Origin of the sequence: Cellulomonas humilata (assembly GCF_030814415.1) — a bacterium.
GTDB classification, from domain to species: Bacteria; Actinomycetota; Actinomycetes; order Actinomycetales; family Cellulomonadaceae; genus Cellulomonas; species Cellulomonas humilata_A.
This window is the reverse complement of the sequence record NZ_JAUSVB010000001.1, coordinates 1,029,286-1,051,497: the sequence shown is the minus strand read 5'-3', so window position 1 is coordinate 1,051,497 and position 22,212 is coordinate 1,029,286. Positions and strand designations below refer to the sequence as shown.

Below are 22,212 nucleotides of genomic sequence, written 5' to 3'. Positions count from 1 at the left end.
CGTTGACAACGTTTCGTTGACTATGCACGATGGCGCGCATGGAGAGCAATGACGACGCCCGCCGCGCGGCCGACGCAGACCAGGCGCAGGCCCAGCACGAGCACGAGGCGCGACAGAGCCTCCTCCGCCTGGGAGCCGACCAGCTCGGCGATCGTCCGTGGCGCCCCGCGCCCGTCCCGGCCTCGGCGGTCGACCTCGTGCAGTTCGCGCTCTGGCGATCCGGCGACCTGGCCCCCGAGGACCTCCTGAGCGCCCTCACCCTCATGCCCGCGGCGCGCGCCGAGGTCGACGGGCTCGAGGACGGCCTGCTGTTCGTCGCCCGCAGCGCGGGTCTGACCTGGGCGCAGATCGCCGAGGCCATGGGCTTCAAGTCTCGGCAGGCCTGTCAGCAGCACTACGCCCGGCTGGCGGCCCGACGAGAGGCGGGGTCGTGACGCAGGAGTCCGCCCTCGACCTGCTGGTGCTGCATGCCGTGCGCATCGTCGGGTTCGCCGACACCCCGACCGTCGCCCGCCGCTTCGGCGTCGACCCGGCCGAGTCCGACGAGCTGCTGCGCGACGCCGAGGCCTACGGCTGGGTGCAGCACGCGGCGTTCGCCGACCTCAGCGGCTGGTCCCTGACCGAGCGTGGCCGGACGCAGGACGAGCGCCTGCTCGCGGCCGAGCTCGCTCACGTCGGCGGCGAGGCCGAGGTCCGCGACGTCTACCGCAACTTCCTCCCGCTGAACACGCGCCTGCAGCGGGCCTGCACGGACTGGCAGCTCCGACCGACCGCCGACGACCGGCTCGCCACCAACGACCACTCCGACGCCGAGTGGGACACCCGCGTCCTGGAGGAACTCGCCGCGATCGCGGGACACCTCAGCCCGCTCGCGGATCGGCTCGAACAGCTCCTGGCGCGGTTCCGGGGGTACGACGGGCGGTTCGCCGCGGCGGTTGGTCACGCCCGCGCCGGCGACGAGGGCTGGGTCGACCGCACCGACATCGACTCGTGCCACCGCGTCTGGTTCGAGCTCCACGAGGACCTCGTCGCCACGCTCGGGATCGACCGCAACGCGCACCCCTGACGCTCAGCGCAGGCCGTGTGCCCGGAAGACGCGGTCCAGGATCTCGCCGATCGTCGGCGCCTTGAGCTCGTTGTAGTCCATCCCCGAGCCACCGCCGCCCGTCCGTAGCCCGTCCGCTGCCGCGCGCTTGGCCGCGGCGTAGGCGTCGCGGTCCTCCGGGTGCGCGCGCAGCCAGTCGCGCAGGAGCACGTGCCGGACCGGCTCGGGGCCGTCCGGGCTCCAGACGTGCAGGTTCGCCTGGGGCACGTCGTGGGTGAGCATCCGGTGCTCGTGCCAGGCGCGCTCGCGCAGGATCAGGGTGAAGCCCGCCGCCTCGAGCTGCGGGCGGTAACGCGACTCGTCGGTCGAGTCGGCGACGGTCAGGTCGAGGTCGATGATCGGCTTGGCCGCGAGGCCCGCGACCGAGGTCGACCCGACGTGCTCCAGCGAGAGCACCTCGTCGCCGAGGGCCCCTCGGACCAGGTCCGCGAGCGCCGCGACCGCGCCCGGCCAGGCGCGGTCGTACTCGGCGATGGTGATGTCGACGTGCTCCGGCGGCACGAGCCACTCGACGCCGTCCGGGTCGTAGGGGTACTGGCGGACGATCTCCTCGGCGCTGACCACCGTCCGAGGCTAGCCACCCGACCGGGTGCTCACGGGGTCGGCGCGGGACCCCAGGCGAAGACGCCGTCAGGTCCGAGGTGCGCCGGCACCACGTCGACCACCCACGCCGGGTCGATCGGTCCGTACACGTGCGGGTAGAGCTCCCCGCTACCGCCGTCCTCGTACCGGACCTCGACGCCGGCGGCAGTGATCGTGTCGGTGTCCAGGAACAGGACGCACAGCTCGTCGCCGTCGCCCGCGAAGACGGACGCAGCGACGGCGGGCAGCTGGGCGCGCGACGACGCGTGGATGAAGCCCACGTCCTCGTAGGTCCGGCCCTTCGTCGACCAGCGGTAGCTGCCGGCCGCCCGGGCCGCGTCCCAGTCCGACCGGTGCGTGACATGCAGGATCTCCACGCTCCGGACGGTACCCGGAGCGCCCGACCCGCTCACGGCCGGCGGGCGGGCGGCATGTCGTAGGTGACCCACGGCGTCGCCGTGGCGTGCTGGTCGTAGAGCGAACGGGCCGTCGCGTTGTCGCCGGCGGTGATCCACCGGACGACGCTCGCGCCCCGCTGCGCGGCAAGGTCCGCCGCTGCGTCGAGCAGAGCCGCACCGACGCCCCGCCGGCGGGCGGCCGGGTCGGCGAACAGGTCGTCGAGGTACAGGCCGATCGTCCCGGTGGACGGCCGGGCGAACATCCGCAGGTTGGCCAGGCCGAGGAGCGTGCCGTCGGTGGACACCGCGACCAGTCCGGTCAGCCCGTGCTGCTCCCCGACGACCCACTCCCACGTCCGGGCGACCGCCGTGCTGTCCGTGCCCAGGCGGTAGAAGTCGCGGTAGCCCGCGAACAGCTCGGCCCATCGGTGCTCGTCGGACCGGGTCACGCGGCGGACCTCGAGGTCAGTGCTCATCCACCGGACGATGCCGTGATCGCCGCCCGTCGGCGCGTCACGACCACGATGTGGCGGGCTCAGCGGGTGCGGTAGCGCGCGTAGATCAGCCCGCTGTCGAAGGCACGCTCCTCGACGAGGTCGAGATCGAGGCGCACGCCGTCGGGGAAGAACCGCTTCCCGCCGCCGACCACGCTCGTCGTCATGAACAGCGCGTACTCGTCCACCAGACCGGCCCGGATCGCCTGAGCGGCGAGGTTCGGGCCGTCGACGGACAGGTCGTGCTCGGACTCGGCCTTCAGCGCGCGCACCGCGTCGGGGTCGAAGGACCGTTCGATCCTGGTCCTCGCGCTGGACACCGACTCCAGCGTCGTGGAGTACACGACCTTCTCGGCGGCCTGCCAGCCGCGGGCGTACTCCACGATGTGCGGCGGCACGTCGGGCAGGGTGTGCGCGGTCTCCCAGAAGACCATCGTCTCGTACATCCGCCGGCCGTAGAGGAAGGTGCGGACGTCACGGAAGACCTCGCCGATGAAGGTGTGCACCTCCGGCACCTCCGCCCCCGTACCGAGGTCGCCCTCCGCCGCCTCGGCGTATCCGTCGAGCGAGGTGATCATCGAGTAGATGAGCTTTCCCATCAGTTCCCCTTCCCGAGTCGCTGCCGCTGCCCGTCGTGAAGCCCGGCGACCCACTCCCAGCCGGGCTCGGCCGAGGGCCCGATGCGGGGGTCGTCCGGAGTGCGACCGTCGCGCAAGGCCTCCAGATAGGCCCGGTCCTGGCCGATCCGTGCACGCACCTCACCGGCTCCGCCGACAGAGCCGTGGCCGGGGATGACGACGTCGGCGTCGCCCGCCACGGCCTCGATCAGCCGGAGCGCGGCGAGGTAGTCCTCGATCGGGTCCTCGGCGAACGGGCTGAGCAGGGGGATGAGGACGTCGGAGAGCATGTCGCCGGCGACGAGCACGCCGCGCTCCTCGATCAGCAGCGCCGCGTGACCGGGGGCGTGCGCCTGGTGCTCGATGATCCGGACACTTGGGCCGTCCCACGGGATCCGCGCCGTCTCGGCGGGCAGGCCGGTGATGCGGCCGAACACGTCGTCCAGCGGCACCTGCTCGACGATGTCCTCCGGGATCATCCCGGCGACGAAGGCTCTCCAGTCGGGGTCCGACAGCCGTGCGTGGATGGCGGCCGCGCACCGGGCGGTGCCGTAGCGGGGGACCTCGCCGAACCCGGCGTGCCAGAGCAGGTGGTCCCAGTGCGGATGCGTCGAAAAGCCTGCCCCGACGGGGACACGGAGGTCCGTGGCGATGCCGGCCAGCTCGTCGGCGAGCACCCCGGGGTCGACGAGCAGGACGCCCGCCCCGCCGTGCACGACCACGGCGTTGCTCTGCAGGAAGGCGCTCTCGTGGACGAGCACACCCTCCACGACCTGCCGCAGCATCAGGCAGCCTCGCTGATCGCGTAGTGGCGCACCGTGACGCCCGAGCCGAACGACCGGTGGTCGAGCAGGTCGAGCTCGATCGGCCGGTCGTAGTCGTCGAAGAGGGGCCGACCGAAGCCCAGGATCGCGGGATGGGTGGTGAGCAGGAGCTCGTCGAGGAGGCCCGCCCGGAGCAGCTGGGTGGCGAGCGACGCACCGCCCACGCCGATGGTGCCGTCGGTCTCGGCCCGGAGGGCGGCGAGCTGCTCGATCGCGTCGTCCCCGCCGATGACCCGGGTGTTGTGGTCGGCAGCGTGCCGGGTGCGGGAGACGAGCACCTTGGGCTTGGCGGTCCAGATCTCGCCGTACTCGCGCAGGACGTCCGGCAGCGACGCGTCCTCGCGCGCCCGCGGCATGTACTCCTCCATGACCTCGTAGAAGACCCGGCCGTGGACGATCATCGCGACCGCCCGCGCCCGTGCGTTGAGCTCGCGGTGCAGCTCCGTGTCGATGCGCAGCCACTCGCCCGCGCCGTTGTCGCCTGGGACCTGCTCGATCCGCAGATCCAGGGACACGTTCATCGCGTACACGAACCGGCCCACAGTCTCCCACTCCCGAAGCGATAGTGATTGCGATCTGCAACCACTATATTGAGGGCGAAACAGGTGTCAAGGAGGAGTTGTGGAGCCACGGTCCGGGTGCCCGATCAACGCCGCGGTCGAGGTGCTGGGCGACCGTTGGGCGCTGCTCGTGCTGCGCGACGTCATCTTCGGCGACCGCCGTTACTTCCGGGCGCTGCTCACCGGGTCGATCGAGGGCATCGCGTCGAACATCCTGGCCGACCGCCTCGTGCGGCTCGTCGAGGCGGGGATCCTCACCCGCGGCACCGCCGCCCGGGGACAGCGCGCCCGCTACAGCCTCACCGAGGCCGGCATCCAGACCCTGCCGATCATCTACGCCCTCGGGAACTGGGGCCTCGACTGGCGCCCGGGCACCGCCGAGCTCCGCAGCCGGCAGCAGCTGATGCGCGACGGGGGCCCGGCGTTCCTCGACGAGCTCATGGACGAGCTCCGCGTCCGCCACCTCGACGCGCCATCGGTACCCCGTGACGGCCTGAGCCCCCTCGAACGGCTCGCTGCCGCCTACGCCGCGGCCGCCGACGAGCCCTGAGGTCTCGGGCAACGCCTCCTGACGTCGACCCCCGGCTGTCGATCTGGGCCGCCGTCGATCGTCGTAGTGATGGAGCACGACGAGGGTCTCGTCGTCGAGGACTCCGCCGACCGCGACGACGGAGAGAGCCGACCGTGACCGACCAGACCAGCCAGACCGCCCAGCCCGTGCTCGCCCAGGGTGATCCCCGCCTGCTGCTCGAGCCGGGTGCACAGCGCCTGCTCGGGTCGTCGACCCTGGCTCGGATGTCCTACGTGGGTCGGGACGGAGGCCCACGGATCGTGCCTACCTGGTTCCTGTGGACCGGAGGGCGCCTCGTGATGGTCACCTTCGTCGCGGGCCCGCAGGCCGGGATCGCGCACCCGGCGCGACGGATCGCGGACCTGCGCGCCGACCCCCGCGTCGCGGTCAGCATCGACACCGACGGCGCCCCACCGACCGCTCTGCAGCTGCGGGGCCGGGTCGAGATCGACGAGGTGGACGGCATCGCACCGGAGTACGCCACCTCGGCCCGGCGCTACCTCGGCGCCGCGGGGGCGGCAGACCTGCTGGCCGCCGTCGACCGACCGGGCACGCGTCAGGCACGCATCACGCTGCGACCCGACTGGGTCGGCCTGATCGACTTTGCGACCCGGCTGCCGAGTGCGCAGGGCGGCCCCCGGAGCGCGCGCGGATCGCGCGGGTAGCCGGCTCCCCGCCCGTCAGGGGAGACGCTGCGGCTAGTCGGTGAGCTCGCGCAGCTCCGCCGTGCGCTCGCCGCTCGCGTCGCCCGTGTTCACCGTCCCGGCCGGCTCGACGAGCAGCGCGCACACCAGTCCGTCGGCCCTCGGGCAGTGCTCGACACCCTTCGGCACGACGTACACGTCCTGCGGGCCGAGCTCGACGTCGCCGTCACGCAGCTGGATCGTCAACCGTCCCGAGACGACCAGGAACAGCTCGTCCGTGTCGGGGTGGCTGTGCCAGACGAACTCGCCGTCGAGCTTGACCACCTTGACGTCGTAGTCGTTCACGGTGGCGAGCCGGTGGGGCTGCCAGGGCTCGGTGATCGTGTCGAGCGCGGCCTGGATGTTGCGCACGGTCGTCATCGCTCGAGCCTAGGCGTCAGGCCTGACGGCGGCGGCGGGCGAGGAGGACGAGACCGGCACCCGTGAGGATCGCGGTCGCGGCGAGCGCGGCCGCGGGCGCCTTGTCGGACGCACCCGTCACGGCGAGCGTGGCGGCGGGTGTCGTGGCGGCTGCGGCCGCCGGCTGCGGAGCCGCTGCCGGCGGGACGGCCGGCGCCACGGGCGCGGCCGCCTGGACGTCGAGCGCGCGCGCCGTGAACTGGCCGTTGAGCACGAACTCGCGTAGGTCGGCGGGCGTGCCGGCCAGCGCCGCCTGCGCCGCCGCGTCGAGCGCCGGCCCGCTGTTGTTCGCGCCGCCGGTCAGCATCGTCGCGGCCATCAGCCGGTCGTCGGCGTACTGCGCCACGGCCAGGCCCGTCGAGAGGAACGCCGACCACACGCTGGGGTCGCTGCTGGCCAGGGCCGCCTGCACGCCGGCGGTGACTGCGGGCCCGGTGGCTGCGGCGAGGACGCGGGCCAGCCGCAGACGCTCATCGGCGTTCCACGCGGCCTGGAAACCCCCGTCGACGAAGGCGTGCAGCTCCACGTCCGTCCCGGCCAACGCGTCCGTCGCTGCCTGACGCGTCGTCGGGCCGTCGGTGGACGTCGCCAGGACTTCCGCCCATGCCCGGTACTCGGCGTCCGTCGTCCCGTGGAAACCCGCCTCCACGAACGCCCGGAGGTCCGCAACGGGGTCGGCTGCCGCGGCGGACACCGCTCCTGCCCCGAGACCCACCATCGACAGCACCACGGCAAGACCGAGCGAGCTCAACAGCTTCCGCACCAGCACACACTCCTTGTCATCCACCCGGTCGGGGTCGGCGGTACGGCATCCGCGCGCGACGGGTGAAGCCCCGCCAGACCGTATCGTCTCTGCGGGCTCCGCGAGGCTCGGTTGCGCAGGCCCGAGAAAGCGCTCGCGATCGGCCTGCTCGGTACCATGCGCCGCATGCCCATCAAGCTCGAGAACGTCGCCATCGCTGTGCGCGACCTCGAAGCAGCGATCGCGTTCTTCACCGACCTCGGTCTGACTGTCGTCGGCCGTGACACGGTCAGCGGGGAGTGGACCGACACCGCCGTCGGCCTGGACGGCAACCACGCCAAGATCGCGATGCTCCAGACGCCCGACGGTCACGGCCGCCTGGAGCTCTTCGAGTACATCCACCCCGCGGCGATCGAGACCGAGCCCACCCGTCCACACGAGATCGGCATGCACCGCGTCGCCTTCTCGGTCGACGACATCGACGAGGCGCTCGAGATCGCCGCACGGCACGGATGCCATCCGCTCCGCGGCGTGGCGACGTACGAGGACGTCTACAAGCTCACCTACGTCCGCGGCCCCAGCGGCATCCTCGTGATGCTCGCGGAGGAGCTGAAGAAGAGCTAGACGACGGATGGCGGCCGGCGAGCTCGAGCTCAGCGCACGCGGAGCACCTGGCCGAGCCGTTCGCGTCGGCGGGCGGAGGACTCGACGGTGACGACGACCAGGACGGCTGCGCCGACGAGCGCGACCGACACCACCGACCACCACGGCAGCACCACGCCGGGATCGGCCGACTGCCCGGTGACGAGCCGCAGCGCGAGCGGCGCCACGAGTGCGCCGACCAGGACCATGCCGAGCAGGACGCCGCCCAGCGCGGCCACCAGGATCGACGGCAGCAGCTCACCTGCGGCGACCCGCGTCGTGGCCCGATGGCGCAGCCCGAGCACCCGCGCCGTGGCGAGCGACGTGGCACGCCCCGGAGCGGAGGCCGCCGCGGCCAGGACCACGATGATCGTCGCGTACCCGGCGCACAGGGCTGCGACGAGAGCGAGAAGTGCCAGCAGCCCCCCGGCCAGGGGGTCGGACCGACGCTCCGTCAGCCACTGCGTGCGGGCCAGGACGTGGCCCCGGACCTCCTGTGCAGCCGCGTCGGCCTTCGCGGAAGCCTCCGGGCCGACCGCCCACACCGTGTCCGGACCCACCCCCTGCGGCTCTGTGCCCGCGCGCTCGGAGCCGGTCCGCTCGGCTCGCGCGGCGACGTGCGCCGTGACGACGGCGGCCAGCGCCGCGCGGTCCACGACGACGGTCGGGCCGGCCGGCGTCCCGTCGGCCTGTTGCGCCGGGAGCGCGGGGACCTGGCCCACGGGCTGCAGCTCGATCGTCACGTTGCCCCAGCGCAGCGACGGCCGGGTGCCCAGCAGCGGCTCGGGGACCAGTGCGGGCAGGGGACCGGGAGCGGCGCGGGTGGTCGCGGTGCCGGATGCGTCGGCCAGCACCGCGAGCGCCGGCGCGGCCCCGAATGGCGTGCGCGCGAGCAGCTCCCCGTACGACTCCGGGTCCACCGCGAGCACCCGCACGGCATCGACGCCCCGCACGTCGAAGAGCTCGCTGCGGTCCTGCACCCGGCCGACGGCCACGGCGTCGACGCCGTCGGTGGCCGCCAGTCCGTCCGCGACGTCCTGCAGCGACGCGTCGGGCAACGTCGTGCGCACCACCACATCGGCCCCCACCGTGTCCCACGAGCCCTCCGTCTGACCGGCGCGTGCGGTGCTGGCAAGGGCACCGCACAGCGCGACGAGCGTCGTGACCACGACGAGAGCGACGAACGGGAGCACGGCCCCGGTGGCACCGGCCCGCGCGACGGCGAGGAGCGGAGCCGCCTTGCGCGACCTGCGGGCGCCCCGCAGAGCACCGCGCAGCAGCACGGGCACCGCGCGCCACAGCAGCAGCGCGCCCGCCGCCGCGACGAGCACGGGCGCAGCCGCGAGGGCCAGGTCGGCGGGGCCGGAGATCGACACGACGCCACGGCGACGCAACGCGACCAGGGCAGCGGCGGCGAGCACGAGCAGCGCGGCCTCGATCGACACGCGCCGCACCGAGCGCACGCGCTGCGCGAGGCGCCGGCCGTGCCGGTCGGTCGGGACTCGTCGGGCGTCGCTGCGCGCGGCCGTCGCCGTCGCGAACGCGGGGGGCGCGAGGACGCCCACCACCACGACGGCGACCCAGGGCCACGACACCGCGCCCGGCGCCGCGACCTGGCCGAGCGCCAGGCCGACGGCGGCCCCCACGCCGACGACCACCGCCGCCTCGGCGCCGGCCTCCGCGGCGATGCCCGGGAGGGAGGCGCCGCGGGCGCGCACCGTGCGCAGGGCCGCTGACCGGCGGCGCGCGAGGAGGTCGGCCCCGACCAGCAGCACCAGCCCGGTGCCCCACCCCAGCCCGGCGAGCACCACCGTGGCCTGCGACCACGTCGCCGCCACGCGTGCGCGCACCTGCGTGAGGACGAGGTCGAGCCGAGACGTGACCCTCGCCCCGGGTCCGGGCGCCATCATGAGCTCCGGCGACGCCTCCAGCGCGGCGACCTGCGTGGCCAGGGCGCCGGATCCCGCGTAGTCCAACGCCTCCGGTTCCACCGGGAACCGGAACGTGCGCGTCACTCCGTCCGGCTCGAGCGCGGCGCGGGCTGCGGGGAGCGACGCCGCGGACAGCAGCCCGCCCACGACGGTCGTCGGCGCGTTGCTCTGGCCCACCACCCGCGGCCGCAGGATCTCCGGCCGCGACGTCCACACGGGGTCGTCCGGATCCTTCGCGTCGAACACGCCGGTGACGAGCACAGGGACGAACGTGCGGTCGGCCTTCATGGCCTGGAACGTGTCACCGGCACCGATGCCGAGGACCCCAGCCACCTCGTCCGAGAGCGCGAGCTGGACGGCGCCGTCCGGCCCGGGCTCGTCGGGCGCGCTCCCCGCGAGCCAGCGCACCGCGGGATCGTGCCCCGCCCACAGGTAGCTCATCCAGAGGACGCCTCCGGTCGGCAGCGCGGGGGTGCTGAGCGTCAGGTCGGTGCTGGTGGCGTCGGCGAGGGGCGACCCCAGGACAGGTTGCAGCGAGGGCGGCAGGACGCTCTCGATCCCGCGTGCCGCGTCGTCCACGCTCGCTCTGGTCTCCCGGGCACCCGCCGTCGCGTCCGACAGGCCGGGGCCGTACATGCTGGTGACGACGACGTCGACGGCCGGGTCGGCGTGCGCGACGGCGGCCCGGACGGCGGCGTCGGCGCGGTCGGTCAGCAACCGGGGCACCGCGTCGGTGACACCGACCGTGAGCGCCACGACGAGCACGGTGACGGCCAGCGGCCACAGGTCGGCGCGGGTCCGACGCCAGGCGGCTCTCATGCGCCCGGCTCCATCCGCAGCCGAGCGATCGTCGAACGACGCACCGCGCGGGCGGCAAGAGGGACGACCACCGCGGCGCACCCGAGCAGCAGCAGGAGGACCGTCGCCACCTGCGCCTGCCACGGCCAGCTCACGGTCACGGCCGGCACGGGCCGCAGTCCCTGGGCGGAGACCGTCAGGAGCGGGCCGACGGCCCAGCACGCGAGCACGCCCAGCAGGCCGCCGGCGATCACCGGCACCCCGATGAGCACGGCCTGCTCGGCGAGCACGGACCTGAGCACCGAGCGGCGCAACGCGCCCAGGCCGCGCAGGCGGGCCACGTCGACCTGACGCGCCTCGAGAGCGGTCGTGGTGTGCAGCGCGGTCCCGACGAACGTGAGCACGACGGCGGCGACGACCAGCAGGGCGGCCGCGGCCCGCTGCGCCGCACGGAGGGGACCGTTCGCGCTCTCCTGCGCCACCGCGGTGCGGTCGGTCACCGGACCGAGCCCCTCGGCGTCGAGCGTCGCGGCGGCATGGGCGGGCAGGGTGCCGCCGACCCACCACGCGTCGGTCAGGGTGTCGAGGTTCCCCTGGCTGAGGGTGGCGCGGGACAACGTGTCCACGTCGGCCAGCAGCGCCGCCGCACGCGGCTGCGAGGGGATGTAGGCGGCGACGGCGTCGACCTTCGCGTGCACCGGGGTCAGACCGAGGGCGAGGTCCACGCCGTCCCCGACCGTCAGCCCGAGCGCGTCCGCCAGCCGCTCCGAGACCACCACGGGCACGTCGTCGACGGGCTCGAACGCGAGCGCCGTCAGGGTGCCCTCGGACCAGAGCAGTCCCGGCAGGTAGGCGGTGCCCTCGAGGGTGAGCCGCGCGCCCTCGGGTGCGTCGGTGGCCGAGATGCTGCCGAGTGCGGCGACGACGTACTCGCTGCTCGGCGGCCGCGCCGGGGACCACGTGCCGCCCGGCGAGAGGGTCGCGCCGGGCAGCGCCACGTCGAGGTCGAACGCGACCATGCTCGGCAGGTCGGGGTCGTCGGCGTCACCTGCTGCCGAGACCCGCGTGTCCACGGCCACGACCTGGACGTCGGGCGGCACGGCCACGGCGAGGTCGTGCGGAGCGCCGTCCAGCACGACGGCTCCCGCGGGCAGCGCGGCGCGCGCGCCGTCGCTGTCCTGCACGACGAGGCTGAGCGTGGCTGTCATCGGGACGTCGTCGGCGACGTGGCCCGTCACCACGAGTGCGGCACTCGTACCGGACAGCCGGATGCCCCCGACGGGGCCTGCCGGTGCCAGGCCCGACGTGGCGCGTGCCCAGTCGCCGGACGGCAGTCGGCCCCGCAGCAGCCCGTCGGCGTCGCGCGTGTCGACCGCGACCAGCTGCACGGCCTCGTCGCCACCCTGTGCTCGCGAGCCAAGGGTGATGGGCCGGCTCGTGACGGGGCTGACCCGGCCACCCGTGGCCTCGCGCAGCGTGGCGCCGGCACCGAGGGCGTCCAGCTGCGCGGGTACCGACAGATCGGTGCCGACCGTGGCGGCGGCCTGGTCGCGCTGGGACTGCGCCCACGTCGCAGCGAAACCGATGCCGAACGTCGCGCACGCCGTCGCCAGCACCACCAGGAACGCCGCCGCCGCGCCCTGCGGGCGACGTGCGACCCCCCAGGCCGCGAGCGGCAAGGTCAGCGAGCGGGACGACGCGGCGCGCGCCTCGGCGCTCCGCGCGAGCAGCGGGAGCGGGCGCAGGACGAGTGCCGCGCCTGCCGCCAGGCACAGCACCGGGGCGACGACGAGCACCGGGTCCACCGTCGTGCCGCCCGTCACGCGGTGCGCGCGCAGCTGCAGGTAGGCGAGCGCTGCCAGAGCGAGGAGCAGCAGGTCGGCGCCGGAGCGGGCCACCACGCCGACCCGGTCCTCGCGGGTGCCCCGGGTCGTCCCGGTGCGCAGCCAGGGCAGGACGAGCAGACCGCCGAGCGTGACCGTGACGGCGGCGACGCTCGCGACGAGCGGGAGCAGACCGCCCTCGGGGACCGCCTCGGGATCGAGGCCGACGGCGCCCGCCAGCACCCGGTACAGCGCGAGGGCGAGCGCTGCCGCCGGGACGATCGCCAGGAGCGCGAGGGCGCCCGCCTCGGCCGCGGCTTGCCCGACCAGACGCGCCCGGCTCGTCCCGCGCGCGGTGAGCAGCGCCGCCTCGGCCGCGCGCCGAGCGGCGACCAGGCGGGCCGCCAGCACCACGGTGGTGGCTGCCAGCGCGGCGCCCAGCAGCGCCACGGCGAGCACACCGGAGTCGGTCACGCCGCGCTGGTCCCGTGCGGCGTGCAGCGTGCGCGCGTACGGCAGGTCCACGACGAGGTTCTGGGTGCGGTCACCGAGCGTGCTGGCCAGCTCCTTGGTCAGTGCGTCGACCCCCGCTCCGGCCCGGGTCAGGTCGGCGGCGGTCGCGTGCGTCAGGTCGGGCTGCACCCGCAAGGTGACCCGGCGCAGCGGGATGGCGCTCGCGGCGACCTCGCCGGGTGCGACGACGAACGGCCCGTAGCCGGAGATGTACCCGCGGTAGTTCGGGCTCACGCCGGTCCCCTGCAGCGGATCCTCCTCCCACGCCGCCCCGGGTCGCGGCACGAACGTCCCGACGACCGTCAGCCCGGTGCCGTCGCCACCTGCGGCTTCGGCGAGGACCGTCGCGCTGCCGACGTCGAGACCGAGGGCGCGCGCCACCGACGTGGGCAGCGCGGCCTCACCCGGCGCGTCGGGCCAGCGCCCCGCGACGAGCGTCCCGCGGGCGTCCGGGTCGTCCAGCTCGGCGAGGTACGCCAGGCGCAGCGGGCGCCCGTCGGGTGGCAGGTACCGCATGACGGTGGAGGTCCACGTGGACGTGGTCGTCGGCAGATCCCCGAACGGGGCCGTGAGCGTCGCCGACGCCTCGGCCACGGCTCCGGAGGCGTCCCGCGCGGTCTCCGCGACGCGCTCACCCACGTCCGGGTCGTCGAAGTCCTCGGGGAAGCCCAGCGCGACCCCGACCTCGACGTCGGCCGGGGCGGTCCTGACCATCGCGAGCTGCAGCGCCCGCTGCGGCGAGGCCGTCATGAGCAGCACGCACGCCCCGACCAGCGACGCGCCGGCGACCATGACCGTCAGCACCGCCACCAGCACGGCAACCTGGGCGCGCGCCCGTCGCCAGACGAGCTCAGCCACGCTCGGCAGCCCCGACCAGCCGACCGTCCACCACGCGCACCGCGCGGTCCGCGAGCGCGATCATCACCGGGTCGTGCGTGGCGACCAGCGCCGTCATCCCCTCGGCCTCGACGACGCCGCGGATCAGCGCCATCACGGAGAGTCCGGTCTCGCTGTCGAGCTGCCCGGTGGGCTCGTCGGCGACCAGCAGCCGGGGGGACCCGGCCAGCGCCCGCGCGATGGCGACCCGTTGCTGCTGGCCACCGGACAGCTCGTCGGGCCGCTGCAGCGCGTGCGCGGTCAGCCCGACGAGCTCGAGGAGCATCTCGACGCGGCGTTCGCGCTCAGGCACCGGCGCCTCGCGCAGCCGCAGGGGGACACCCACGTTCTCGGCCGCCGTCAGCACGGGCATCAGCCCGAACGTCTGGAAGACGAACGCGACCCGGTCGCGCCGCAGCAGGGCCTGCTCGTCGTCGCTGAGCGCGGCCACGTCGATGCCGTCGACCAGCACGGTGCCCTCGTCAGGACGGTCCAGCCCGCCGACGACGTTCAGCAACGTCGTCTTGCCGGACCCGGAACGCCCGACGAGCGCCACGAGCTCGCCCGGGGCGACGTCGAGGTCGATGCCACGCAGGGCGTGCACGGCGGACGGGCCGCTGCCGAACGTGCGGTGCACCTCGCGGACGTGCACCGCCGCGCCGGGGCCGGCGCTCACCGTGCGCTGCCGTCGGGCCAGACGCCCAGATGGTCGGCCTCGAGCGCGAGGCGCACCCGGCGGGTCAGCGCGAGCGCTTCGCGGTACTCCCGCGGAACCTGCAGTCGGCCCGACCGGTCCATCACCGCGTACTCCTCGTGCGTGACGTCGCCGCCGGCGTCCCGACGCAGCACCTCGCTGCTGGTGCGCCCGTCCCTGATCGCGACGGTGCGCTCCACCAGGCCGCTGACGGCCGAGTCGTGCGTGACCACGACGACCGTGGTGCCGGACTCCCGGTTCGCGGTGCGCAGCGCGTCGAACACCTCCCGCGCCGTGGCGGTGTCGAGCTCGCCCGTCGGCTCGTCGGCCAGCAGCAGCTGCGGCTCGTTGGCGAGTGCCGTCGCGATCGCGACGCGCTGCTGCTCACCGCCGGACATCTCCTGCGGCGGCCGGTCGGCGACGTGCCCGACGCCGACGAGGTCGAGCAGCTCGGCCGCACGCGCGGCCCGGTGCCGACGGGCCCCGGTCATGGGCAGCGCGACGTTCTGCCGGGCGGTCAGGTACGGGAGGAGGTTGCGCGACGTCTGCTGCCACACGAAGCCGACCATCTGGCGCCGGTACGCGACGCGCTCCCGTGCGTGCATGGCCATGAGGTCCCAGGGGCCGACGCGCACCCGGCCTGCGGTCGGTGCGTCCATCCCGGAGAGCACCGCGAGGAGTGTCGACTTGCCCGAGCCGCTGGCTCCGACGACCGCGACCATCTCCCCCTTGTCGACCAGCAGGTCCAGTCCCTGGAGTGCCTGCACCTCGACGCTGCCCGACTGGAAGATGCGCACCACGTTGTCGCAGGCGACCAGGGCGTCATGGCCGAACTGCGCGGCCGGCTTGGCGCCGCCACCCAGGGCCTGGAGCGTGCTGTCCGACACCTGCGGGCTCCCTCCGGCGGACGACCAACCTCCGCAGGCTAGGCCGATCCCCGCCGCCCCGGGCAACAAACGGCTCCGCGGCGCCCGGTTTCGCCTCTCCGGCGTCGGTCACGGCCGGACGGTCGCGACCTCACGCCCCACTGACGATCACCATCTCGTTGCCCTCGGGGTCGGCGACCCTCCAACGATCGTCCGACCCGTCCAGGAGCCGGCCACCGGCTGCGACGACCGCCGCGAGGCGCGACTGCGCGAGGTCCGACGCCACAGCGAGCTCGACGTGGATCCGGTTGCGCTGCCGACGACGCTCCGTCTCCGACAGGTCGATCTCCTGGAACACCAGCTCCGGGTTCAGCCGCCGAGGATCGTAGATGTCGGTGTTCCAGGCTCGCTGGTCGGGGATGTATCCGAGTGCGGCGAGCCAGAACGCGCGGACCGCGGCGACGTCGGCGGCATCGAAGAAGAGCTGCGCGAAGCGCGGCAGCCCCGGATCCGCCGTGGCCCCGAGCTCGCGCGCCGCGGTCTGGATGGCTCCGGCGAGGTCGGTGAAGTCGAGCTCGAGGCCGTGGGCGTCGTCCACCCACTGGTCCTTGCCACTGTCGATGATCACGAGCCCCGGGCGCAGGTCGACCAGCAGCGGGAAGCCCACGTCGTCGGCCAGCGCCGCGGCGGAGGCGACCAGGTCTCGCTGCTGCGTCGGCGAGGTGGTGCGGTAGCACGCCATCGCGCTGAACACCGCCTGCCAGTCGGCTGTCCCGGCCTTCTCGCTGAGCGCGTCGCCCGGCACCAGGTCGACCTCGTTGCCGTCGGGGTCGGCGTGACAGACGCCGTACGCTCCGTAGGCCTCACCCAGACCGGCCTGTTCGACCGCCGCGGCCGGCCGCACCACGTCGAGGTGGATGCGGTTGCGCAACGGCCGTGGCTCGGTCGACTGCCGGATCCGTACGTCGGGGTCGCGCCGCAACGGATCCGCCAGACCGCCGTCGTCCCCGAGCGCGTAGTCGAGCGCGCGCTGCCAGAACGGCCTCACCGCAGACGGGTCCGCGGACTCGAGCACGATGCTCAGCTGCTGCAGCGCAGCAGGATTCGCGGCCAGCCCGAGATCCCGCGCAGCCGCCGACACCGCCTCGGCGTGCTCGTCGGAGTCGAGCCTCACCCGAAGCCCGGTCGCGCGCAGGTCGACCAGGATCTGGGCCGACAGCTCCGCGATGCGCCCGGCCAGCACAGCCCCCTCGGTCAGCGACGGTGCGTCGAACCATGCCGTCGTCACGCCGTCGAGCACCCGCCAGTCCGTTCCGATCTCTGACATACCCGGCACTGTAGGACCCACCTCTGACACTCTCCCTCCGGACGGCGCCCCTGTCCCGAGATGCAGGACAGATGGGACCACGCGGTCGGAGGCAGCCGCGCTCCACCGCCTCTTGACGACCGCCGTATCTTTATTCCATGGATTTCGGGAGTACGACGAAGGTCGACGTCTTCGACGCCCTGGCCCGGCTGGTCAAGGCTCTCGCAAACGGGCGGCGGCTCGAGCTGGTCGAGCTGATCGGGCAGGGCGAGCACTCGGTCGAGGAGCTCGCCCGCATGTCGGGGATGGCGTTGACGACGACCTCCGCGCACCTGCAGACGCTCAAGCAGGCCGGCCTCGTGCGCACGAGGCGTGAGCGCACGACCATCCACTACCGCCTCGCGGGGGACGACGTCGCCGAGCTGTACGTCGCCGCCAAGCGCGTGGGCCTCCTGCGCTCACCCGACCTCCGGCACGTCGTCCAGGACTACCTCGTCGACGCACCCGGCCTCCGGGAGATCCCCACCGTCGACCCCGCCGCGGTGACCGCGGCCATGACGGTCGTCGATGTGCGACCCGCCACCGAGTTCGCCGACGGTCACTTCCCGGGCGCGGTGTCGATCCCGCTCGCCGAGCTCGCCGACCGTGCGCACGAGCTGCCCACCGACCGGCCGGTCGTCGTCTACTGCCGGGGCGAGTTCTGCCGGCTCGCCCGCGAGGCCGCCGGCCTGCTGCGTGGGCGCGGCTGGGACGCTGCCGCGATGGACGAGGGCATCATCGAGTGGCGTGCCAGCAAGGCGGTCGACCTTGACGTCGCGTGACGTGGTCACGCCCCCCGCTGAGAACGGGGGAGTCGACGCGGCCGCCGTCGCTGCGATCCAGCGGCGGACCCTCACCGTCGTGGTCGTCAGCCAGGTGCTCGGCGGGGCCGGCCTGGCGGCCGGCATCACCGTCGGTGCTCTGCTCGCCCAGCAGATGCTCGGCCACGCCTCCCTCGCCGGCCTTCCGGCGGCCCTCTTCACGCTCGGCGCGGCACTGGCGGCGTTCCTCATCGGGCGGATCACCCAACGCCTCGGCCGCCGTGCCGGCCTGGCCTTCGGGTTCGGCGCGGGTGGTCTCGGAGCGCTCGGCGTCGTCGTCGCGGCCGCATCCGGGAGCGTGCCGCTCCTGCTGGCGTCGCTGTTCGTCTACGGCGCCGGCAGCGCAACGAACCTGCAGGCCCGCTACGCCGGCACCGACCTGGCCACGCCCACCCAGCGCGGCACGGCGATCTCGGTGGCGATGGTGTCCACCACGCTCGGTGCGGTCGCCGGCCCCAACCTGGTCGGACCTCTCGGCAGGTTCGCGGTCGAGCTCGGCCTACCTGCCCTCGCGGGCCCGTTCCTGCTCGCGGGCGCCGCCTTCCTGACAGCGGGCGCGGTGCTGTTCGCGCTGCTGCGGCCGGACCCGTTCCTCGTCGCCCGGCAGCTCGAGCTCAAGCCCGGCGAGCAGATCGACGCGTCTCGCCCGGCACCCCGACCCGGGCCCGGCGCCAGGATCGGCGCGACGGTGATGGTCCTGACCCAGATCGCGATGGTCGCCATCATGACGATGACGCCCGTGCACATGGGTGCGCACCACCACGACCTGTCCGCGATCGGTGTGGTCATCGGCATCCACGTCGGAGCGATGTACCTGCCCTCGTTGATCACCGGCCGCCTCGTCGACCGGGTCGGCCGCATCCCGATGGCCGTGGCCGCTGCCGCGACGCTCCTGCTCGCCGGCCTCACCGCCGCGTTCGCCCCGCCCGACTCGATGCCCTGGCTCATCGTGGCGCTGGCGCTGCTCGGGCTCGGCTGGAACTTCGGCGTGATCGCCGGCACGGCACTCGTCGTCGACGCGACCGTCCCCGCCAACCGCGCCAAGACCCAGGGCTCGATCGACGTCCTCATCGCCCTCGGCGGGGCCGGCGGCGGTGCGGTCTCCGGCATCGTCATGGCAGGCACGAGCTACGCCACCCTCTCCCTGGCCGGCGGTGTGCTCTCCCTGCTGCTCATTCCCGTTCTTCTCGGGACGCGGCGGTCTCGGGCTCTGAGCGTGTGAACGCTCGCAGTGCGACACCTCGACCTGCCCGCGACCCTCATCACCTCACCAGCCCAGCCGGCTCACCGGACGAAGACGCCCTCCGGATGCTGGGCAGCGACCACGAGCGAGACCGCCCCGAGCGCGGGCCGTCCTTAGGCCGGGTCACACGCTCAACGGCTCCGGAGCATGGGGCACAGGGCCGTCCCCGCCGCGCGGACAGCCGCACGGGCAGAGAGACTCACCTGATGAGTCCGACGCCACCCGCCGACGAGCTCGATGGAATCGCGAGGTTCTGGGACGACGCGGCGGACACGTTCGACGACGAGCCTGACCACGGCCTGCGCGATGCGGGGGTCCGTGCTGCGTGGGCCTCACGACTGAGGACGTGGCTCCCCGGCTCCCCGAGCGACGTGCTCGACCTCGGCTGCGGCACGGGATCGATCGCCGTCCTTCTCGCCGAGGCAGGGCACCGGGTCACCGGCGTCGATCTCGCGCCGCGGATGATCCAGCTGGCTCGCGCCAAGCTGGCCGACGCCGGCCTGACGGCCACGTTCCTCGTCGGTGATGCCGCCGAACCACCAGCTCGTGCCGTGGACGTCGTCCTGGCCCGCCACCTGGTGTGGACCCTCCCCGACCCGCAGGCTGCTGTCGCTCGGTGGGTGTCGATGGTGCGCCCCGGCGGCTCCCTCGTCATGGTGGAGGGCCGGTGGTCGTCTCCCGACGGCGCGTCGTACACCGACGAGGCGCCCACACTTCCCTGGGGCGGCGGCGTCGCAGCAGCAGACCTCGCCGACGTGGTGCGTCCGCTCGTGACCGCTCTCCGGGTGGAACGGCTCAGCGACGACGACCTCTTGTGGGGCCGCCCGGTCACCGACGAGCGCTACGCCCTCGTCGCACGAGTCTGAGCGGCTGGGCGAAGGTCGAGTGGACGAAGGGGTGGTCGCGTGGAAGGTGCCGTCGGTGGTGTGCTGGCGATCGCGGCCCTGGTGCTCGTGTGCGCCGTGCCGGTCCTTCTCTCGGTGCGACGGCGAGCCGTCGACGAGGTGGTGACCGTCGGGTCGGCCGACGGAACCCGCGGACTGGCGATCCACCCCGAGCGTGGGCACCGGCTGCTTCCCGTGCTGGCGTGGGCCTTCGCCTTCGGCATGCTGGCTGTCGGTGTCGCGTACCTTCGATCGGCACCGTACGCGGCGGCCCTCTTCCTCGTCGTCGGTGCTCTCTTCGTCTACCTGGGCTGGGCACGCGCCACCGGACGGGCCGGCGACGGCACGCTGACGCTCACCGCGGAGGGCATCCACCAGCTGTGGGCCGGGTCGGACGTCTTCGTGCCGTGGGACGACGTGCGCGGTCTGGTCACGACTCCCCAGGAGCTCATCGTCGAGACCCGCCGCCCCGCGCGACAACGTCGCACGCTGCCGCTGCTCGGCGGACGCCGCAAGGTCCTCCAGGCTGACGCTGTCTCGATCCCTCACGCCTCCCTCCCAGCGCTGCCGTACCAGGAGATGGTGGAGCTGTACGCCACGAACCCCGAGTCGAGGCACGAGCTGGCCACCGACGAGCCGGTGGAGCGCGCGCGGCGTCTCCTGCGAGAGGACCGGGCCGGCCGTGCGTCGGAGGCGTCATAGCGGCCGGCCGGACGAGCTGTCGACAGGTCAGGAGTCGAGACCGGCCGCTGCCCGAGCCGCGGCCTCGATCCTCGCGCGGTGGGCGGCCCAGCCGGTGTCGTCGACGTCGACCGTCCTGGCCAGGTCCGCGCCGACGGCGCCGTCCAGCTGCTCGCGCAGGATGTCGGCGTGGCCGGCATGGCGGTTGGTCTCCGCCAGGAGGTGAACCAGGACGTTGAACAGCTTCACGTCCGGCCGTGGCCACCAGGGGACGTGGCCGGGTGCGTCGATCGACAGCGCTTCGATCGTGGCGTCCGCGTGCCGGCACGCGCGCTCGTACCCGTCGACGATGGCGGCACGCGACTCGTGCGCCTCCACCCACAGGCTGTCGCGGTTCGCGTAGCCGGGATCGTCGTACCGCGGCAGCGGGTCGGGGAACGGCCGACCGAAGACCGCCCCGAAGTACCACGCCTCCGACATGGTCAGATGCTTGATCAGGCCGAGCAGGTTGGTCCCGGTCCTCGTCAGCGGACGTCGCGCGTCGTACTCGGAGACGCCGTCCAGCTTGCCCAGCAGCGACTGACGAACCTCTCGCATGTCGTCGTGAAGGTACGCCTTGGCGAAGTCGTCGATCATGCGGGCCAGCGTCACACTCCTGGCGGCGCTCCACCACCGTCCTCGACGCCGGTCACTCCTCGAACCGTGTCCACTGCCCCTCGGAGACCACCTCGGTGGTGCCGTCGACGACCACGATGGCCGTCTGCTCGTCGATGGCGTAGGCCGGGACGCCGATGTCGGCGGCCCACCGTTGCGCGTGCGCCAGGGTGTTGGTCGGGAAGGCGTCCAGGTGCGGGAAGATCGCGAAGTCGACGACGCCCAGGGTGCGGTCGTCCGGCGCGGACGGCCACTCGACGAAGGACGTCCCGATCCGGGGCGTCATCACCATGCTCCCGGCGCTCACCCCGACCCAGACCGTGTCCGGCAGGGACGGCAGCAGATCGGCCAGCCCGGACTCCCGCATCCAGTGACACAGGTACGTCGCGTCGCCGCCGTCGACCAGGAGAACGTCCGCCTCCTGCACCCACGGAACCCACCGCTCCGCACCGATGGTGGGCAGAGCGGTGAGCTCGAGGACGCCGAGCGACGCCCACCCCAGACCGGAGAAGTGCCGGAAGTCGGGGTCGGCGGCCACCAGGCCGCGCACCGATGTCGGTCCGCACATCGGGTGGCCCCACTGCGCGGTCGGGACGATGAGCGCGTCGCACTCGCCGATCGGCTTACCGAGAAGCTTCTCGAGCGCCGACCGGATGCTGGGGTTCGTGACGCCTCCAGACGTCAGCAAGAGCTTCACGGTGCCTCCGAGATCGTGCGGAGATGGATGTGCGTCGGCTCCTGCTAGTCAACACGGAGCCGGTGTCGAGATGCAGGGCGGTGCGATGCTTGCCGCATGCTCGAGGTGCTCACCGGCACCGGCCTGGCAACCGCGGCCGGACTCAACGCGTACATCCCCCTGCTCGTCATCGGCGCGCTCGCGCGGTGGACGGACCTCATGGACACACCCGCCGGGTGGGAGTGGCTCACCAACGGCTGGGTCCTGGCCGTGCTGGCCGTGCTCCTGGCGCTCGAGATCGTCGCCGACAAGGTCCCCGGCGTCGACAGCGTCAACGACATCGTGCAGACCGTCGTGCGGCCCGTCGCGGGTGGTATCGCGTTCGGTGCGGGCTCGAGCTCGCAGACCGCCGTCGTGACGGATCCCGAAGCGTTCGTCGAGTCCGGCCAGTGGGTGCCGATCGTCATCGGCATCGTGCTGGCCCTCGTCGTGCACGGCGCGAAGGCCACCATGCGGCCCGTCGTCAACGTCGCGACGCTCGGCGCCGGGGCGCCGGTCGCGAGCACCGTCGAGGACGCGACGAGCGTCGGGCTGTCGTTCGCTGCGATCCTGGCGCCGGTGCTGGTCCTGGTCGCACTGGTCGGGCTCGTGATCGTGTGGCTCCGGATACGACGCCGACGCAGGCGTGGTCGGTCGCCGGGCGAGACGTCGCACGAGGTCTCGCCACCGCCACCCGCGGTCGACGTCCCGTAACGCCCACGAGCTCCCC

The 22,212-nt window shown here is 73.6% G+C and carries 25 protein-coding genes; 10 read left to right on the top strand and 15 right to left on the bottom strand.

Annotated features, from left to right (window positions below):
• The first annotated feature begins 38 nt into the window (after positions 1-38).
• Both J2X26_RS04815 and J2X26_RS04810 read left to right on the top strand, forming a co-directional pair.
• On the top strand, positions 39-434 hold the full coding sequence (locus J2X26_RS04815) for a DNA-binding protein (RefSeq protein WP_307490258.1): 396 nt from the start codon (positions 39-41) through the stop codon (positions 432-434).
• Positions 431-1,066, top strand: coding sequence for a transcriptional regulator (locus J2X26_RS04810; RefSeq protein WP_307490257.1), 636 nt, complete (start codon positions 431-433; stop codon positions 1,064-1,066). Before J2X26_RS04815 ends, J2X26_RS04810 begins: the two co-directional genes overlap by 4 nt.
• 3 nt (positions 1,067-1,069) lie before the next feature.
• Here J2X26_RS04810 and J2X26_RS04805 read toward each other — a convergent pair whose 3' ends face one another.
• The 6 genes from J2X26_RS04805 to J2X26_RS04780 are packed head-to-tail and all read right to left on the bottom strand — an operon-like array spanning position 1,070 to position 4,541.
• A complete protein-coding gene (locus J2X26_RS04805; RefSeq protein WP_307490255.1) occupies positions 1,070-1,669 on the bottom strand; it encodes a GrpB family protein in 600 nt (199 codons plus the stop codon).
• A gap of 29 nt (positions 1,670-1,698) precedes the next feature.
• Positions 1,699-2,064: a DUF952 domain-containing protein gene (locus J2X26_RS04800; protein WP_307490254.1), complete on the bottom strand. Its 366-nt coding sequence runs from the start codon at positions 2,062-2,064 to the stop codon at positions 1,699-1,701.
• A gap of 32 nt (positions 2,065-2,096) precedes the next feature.
• Positions 2,097-2,561 (bottom strand): GNAT family N-acetyltransferase, encoded by a 465-nt coding sequence (locus J2X26_RS04795; protein ID WP_307490252.1) that lies wholly within the window; start codon positions 2,559-2,561, stop codon positions 2,097-2,099.
• A 59-nt stretch (positions 2,562-2,620) separates the two neighbouring features.
• Positions 2,621-3,178 carry a dihydrofolate reductase family protein gene (locus J2X26_RS04790; RefSeq protein ID WP_307490251.1) on the bottom strand — a complete coding sequence of 186 codons (558 nt, stop codon included), beginning with the start codon at positions 3,176-3,178 and terminating at the stop codon, positions 2,621-2,623.
• Positions 3,178-3,981: an MBL fold metallo-hydrolase gene (locus J2X26_RS04785; RefSeq protein WP_307490249.1), complete on the bottom strand. Its 804-nt coding sequence runs from the start codon at positions 3,979-3,981 to the stop codon at positions 3,178-3,180. The genes J2X26_RS04790 and J2X26_RS04785 overlap by 1 nt, the downstream gene beginning before the upstream one ends.
• Positions 3,981-4,541: a dihydrofolate reductase family protein gene (locus J2X26_RS04780; protein ID WP_307490248.1), complete on the bottom strand. Its 561-nt coding sequence runs from the start codon at positions 4,539-4,541 to the stop codon at positions 3,981-3,983. Before J2X26_RS04780 ends, J2X26_RS04785 begins: the two co-directional genes overlap by 1 nt.
• 100 nt (positions 4,542-4,641) lie before the next feature.
• On the opposite strand from J2X26_RS04780, the gene J2X26_RS04775 reads away from it, so the two are divergent.
• Both J2X26_RS04775 and J2X26_RS04770 read left to right on the top strand, forming a co-directional pair.
• Positions 4,642-5,130, top strand: a complete 489-nt coding sequence (locus tag J2X26_RS04775) for a winged helix-turn-helix transcriptional regulator (protein ID WP_307490247.1) — start codon at positions 4,642-4,644, stop codon at positions 5,128-5,130.
• Positions 5,131-5,264: 134 nt separating this feature from the next.
• Positions 5,265-5,816: a pyridoxamine 5'-phosphate oxidase family protein gene (locus tag J2X26_RS04770; RefSeq protein ID WP_307490246.1), complete on the top strand. Its 552-nt coding sequence runs from the start codon at positions 5,265-5,267 to the stop codon at positions 5,814-5,816.
• Between the two features lie 33 nt (positions 5,817-5,849).
• On the opposite strand, the gene J2X26_RS04765 is transcribed toward J2X26_RS04770, so the two are convergent.
• Both J2X26_RS04765 and J2X26_RS04760 read right to left on the bottom strand, forming a co-directional pair.
• Positions 5,850-6,215: a cupin domain-containing protein gene (locus tag J2X26_RS04765; protein WP_307490244.1), complete on the bottom strand. Its 366-nt coding sequence runs from the start codon at positions 6,213-6,215 to the stop codon at positions 5,850-5,852.
• 16 nt (positions 6,216-6,231) lie between these two features.
• Positions 6,232-7,017 (bottom strand): ALF repeat-containing protein, encoded by a 786-nt coding sequence (locus J2X26_RS04760; RefSeq protein ID WP_307490243.1) that lies wholly within the window; start codon positions 7,015-7,017, stop codon positions 6,232-6,234.
• Positions 7,018-7,182: 165 nt separating this feature from the next.
• Here J2X26_RS04760 and J2X26_RS04755 point away from each other — a divergent pair, with 165 nt between their 5' ends.
• Entirely contained in the window at positions 7,183-7,620 is a 438-nt protein-coding gene (locus J2X26_RS04755; RefSeq protein WP_307490241.1) for a VOC family protein, read from the top strand.
• A 29-nt stretch (positions 7,621-7,649) separates the two neighbouring features.
• Here the strand turns inward: J2X26_RS04755 and J2X26_RS04750 are convergent, their stop codons facing one another.
• The 5 genes from J2X26_RS04750 to J2X26_RS04730 all read right to left on the bottom strand — a co-directional run bounded on the left by J2X26_RS04750 (position 7,650) and on the right by J2X26_RS04730 (position 16,466).
• Complete coding sequence (locus J2X26_RS04750) at positions 7,650-10,388, bottom strand: FtsX-like permease family protein (protein ID WP_307490240.1); 2,739 nt, start codon at positions 10,386-10,388, stop codon at positions 7,650-7,652.
• The gene (locus J2X26_RS04745) at positions 10,385-13,561 is read right to left on the bottom strand and encodes an FtsX-like permease family protein (protein WP_307490239.1); all 3,177 of its coding nucleotides are present in this window, start codon (positions 13,559-13,561) and stop codon (positions 10,385-10,387) included. Before J2X26_RS04745 ends, J2X26_RS04750 begins: the two co-directional genes overlap by 4 nt.
• Positions 13,554-14,255 carry an ABC transporter ATP-binding protein gene (locus tag J2X26_RS04740; RefSeq protein WP_307490237.1) on the bottom strand — a complete coding sequence of 234 codons (702 nt, stop codon included), beginning with the start codon at positions 14,253-14,255 and terminating at the stop codon, positions 13,554-13,556. Before J2X26_RS04740 ends, J2X26_RS04745 begins: the two co-directional genes overlap by 8 nt.
• Positions 14,252-15,160, bottom strand: a complete 909-nt coding sequence (locus J2X26_RS04735) for an ABC transporter ATP-binding protein (RefSeq protein WP_307490235.1) — start codon at positions 15,158-15,160, stop codon at positions 14,252-14,254. The genes J2X26_RS04740 and J2X26_RS04735 overlap by 4 nt, the downstream gene beginning before the upstream one ends.
• Before the next feature lie 130 nt (positions 15,161-15,290).
• Positions 15,291-16,466 carry a VOC family protein gene (locus J2X26_RS04730; RefSeq protein WP_307490233.1) on the bottom strand — a complete coding sequence of 392 codons (1,176 nt, stop codon included), beginning with the start codon at positions 16,464-16,466 and terminating at the stop codon, positions 15,291-15,293.
• A gap of 137 nt (positions 16,467-16,603) precedes the next feature.
• On the opposite strand from J2X26_RS04730, the gene J2X26_RS04725 reads away from it, so the two are divergent.
• The 4 genes from J2X26_RS04725 to J2X26_RS04710 all read left to right on the top strand — a co-directional run bounded on the left by J2X26_RS04725 (position 16,604) and on the right by J2X26_RS04710 (position 20,134).
• Positions 16,604-17,266: an ArsR/SmtB family transcription factor gene (locus tag J2X26_RS04725; protein WP_307490231.1), complete on the top strand. Its 663-nt coding sequence runs from the start codon at positions 16,604-16,606 to the stop codon at positions 17,264-17,266.
• A 1-nt stretch (position 17,267) separates the two neighbouring features.
• Positions 17,268-18,527, top strand: a complete 1,260-nt coding sequence (locus tag J2X26_RS04720) for an MFS transporter (protein WP_307490230.1) — start codon at positions 17,268-17,270, stop codon at positions 18,525-18,527.
• Positions 18,528-18,754: 227 nt separating this feature from the next.
• Entirely contained in the window at positions 18,755-19,414 is a 660-nt protein-coding gene (locus J2X26_RS04715) for a class I SAM-dependent methyltransferase (RefSeq protein ID WP_307490228.1), read from the top strand.
• Between the two features lie 39 nt (positions 19,415-19,453).
• Positions 19,454-20,134, top strand: coding sequence for a hypothetical protein (locus J2X26_RS04710; RefSeq protein ID WP_307490226.1), 681 nt, complete (start codon positions 19,454-19,456; stop codon positions 20,132-20,134).
• 27 nt (positions 20,135-20,161) lie between these two features.
• Here the strand turns inward: J2X26_RS04710 and J2X26_RS04705 are convergent, their stop codons facing one another.
• Both J2X26_RS04705 and J2X26_RS04700 read right to left on the bottom strand, forming a co-directional pair.
• Positions 20,162-20,749, bottom strand: a complete 588-nt coding sequence (locus tag J2X26_RS04705; RefSeq protein ID WP_307490223.1) for a DinB family protein — start codon at positions 20,747-20,749, stop codon at positions 20,162-20,164.
• A gap of 52 nt (positions 20,750-20,801) precedes the next feature.
• The gene (locus tag J2X26_RS04700; RefSeq protein ID WP_307490222.1) at positions 20,802-21,464 is read right to left on the bottom strand and encodes a Type 1 glutamine amidotransferase-like domain-containing protein; all 663 of its coding nucleotides are present in this window, start codon (positions 21,462-21,464) and stop codon (positions 20,802-20,804) included.
• A 96-nt stretch (positions 21,465-21,560) separates the two neighbouring features.
• On the opposite strand from J2X26_RS04700, the gene J2X26_RS04695 reads away from it, so the two are divergent.
• Positions 21,561-22,196, top strand: coding sequence for a DUF4126 domain-containing protein (locus J2X26_RS04695; protein WP_307490221.1), 636 nt, complete (start codon positions 21,561-21,563; stop codon positions 22,194-22,196).
• Positions 22,197-22,212: the final 16 nt, after the last annotated feature.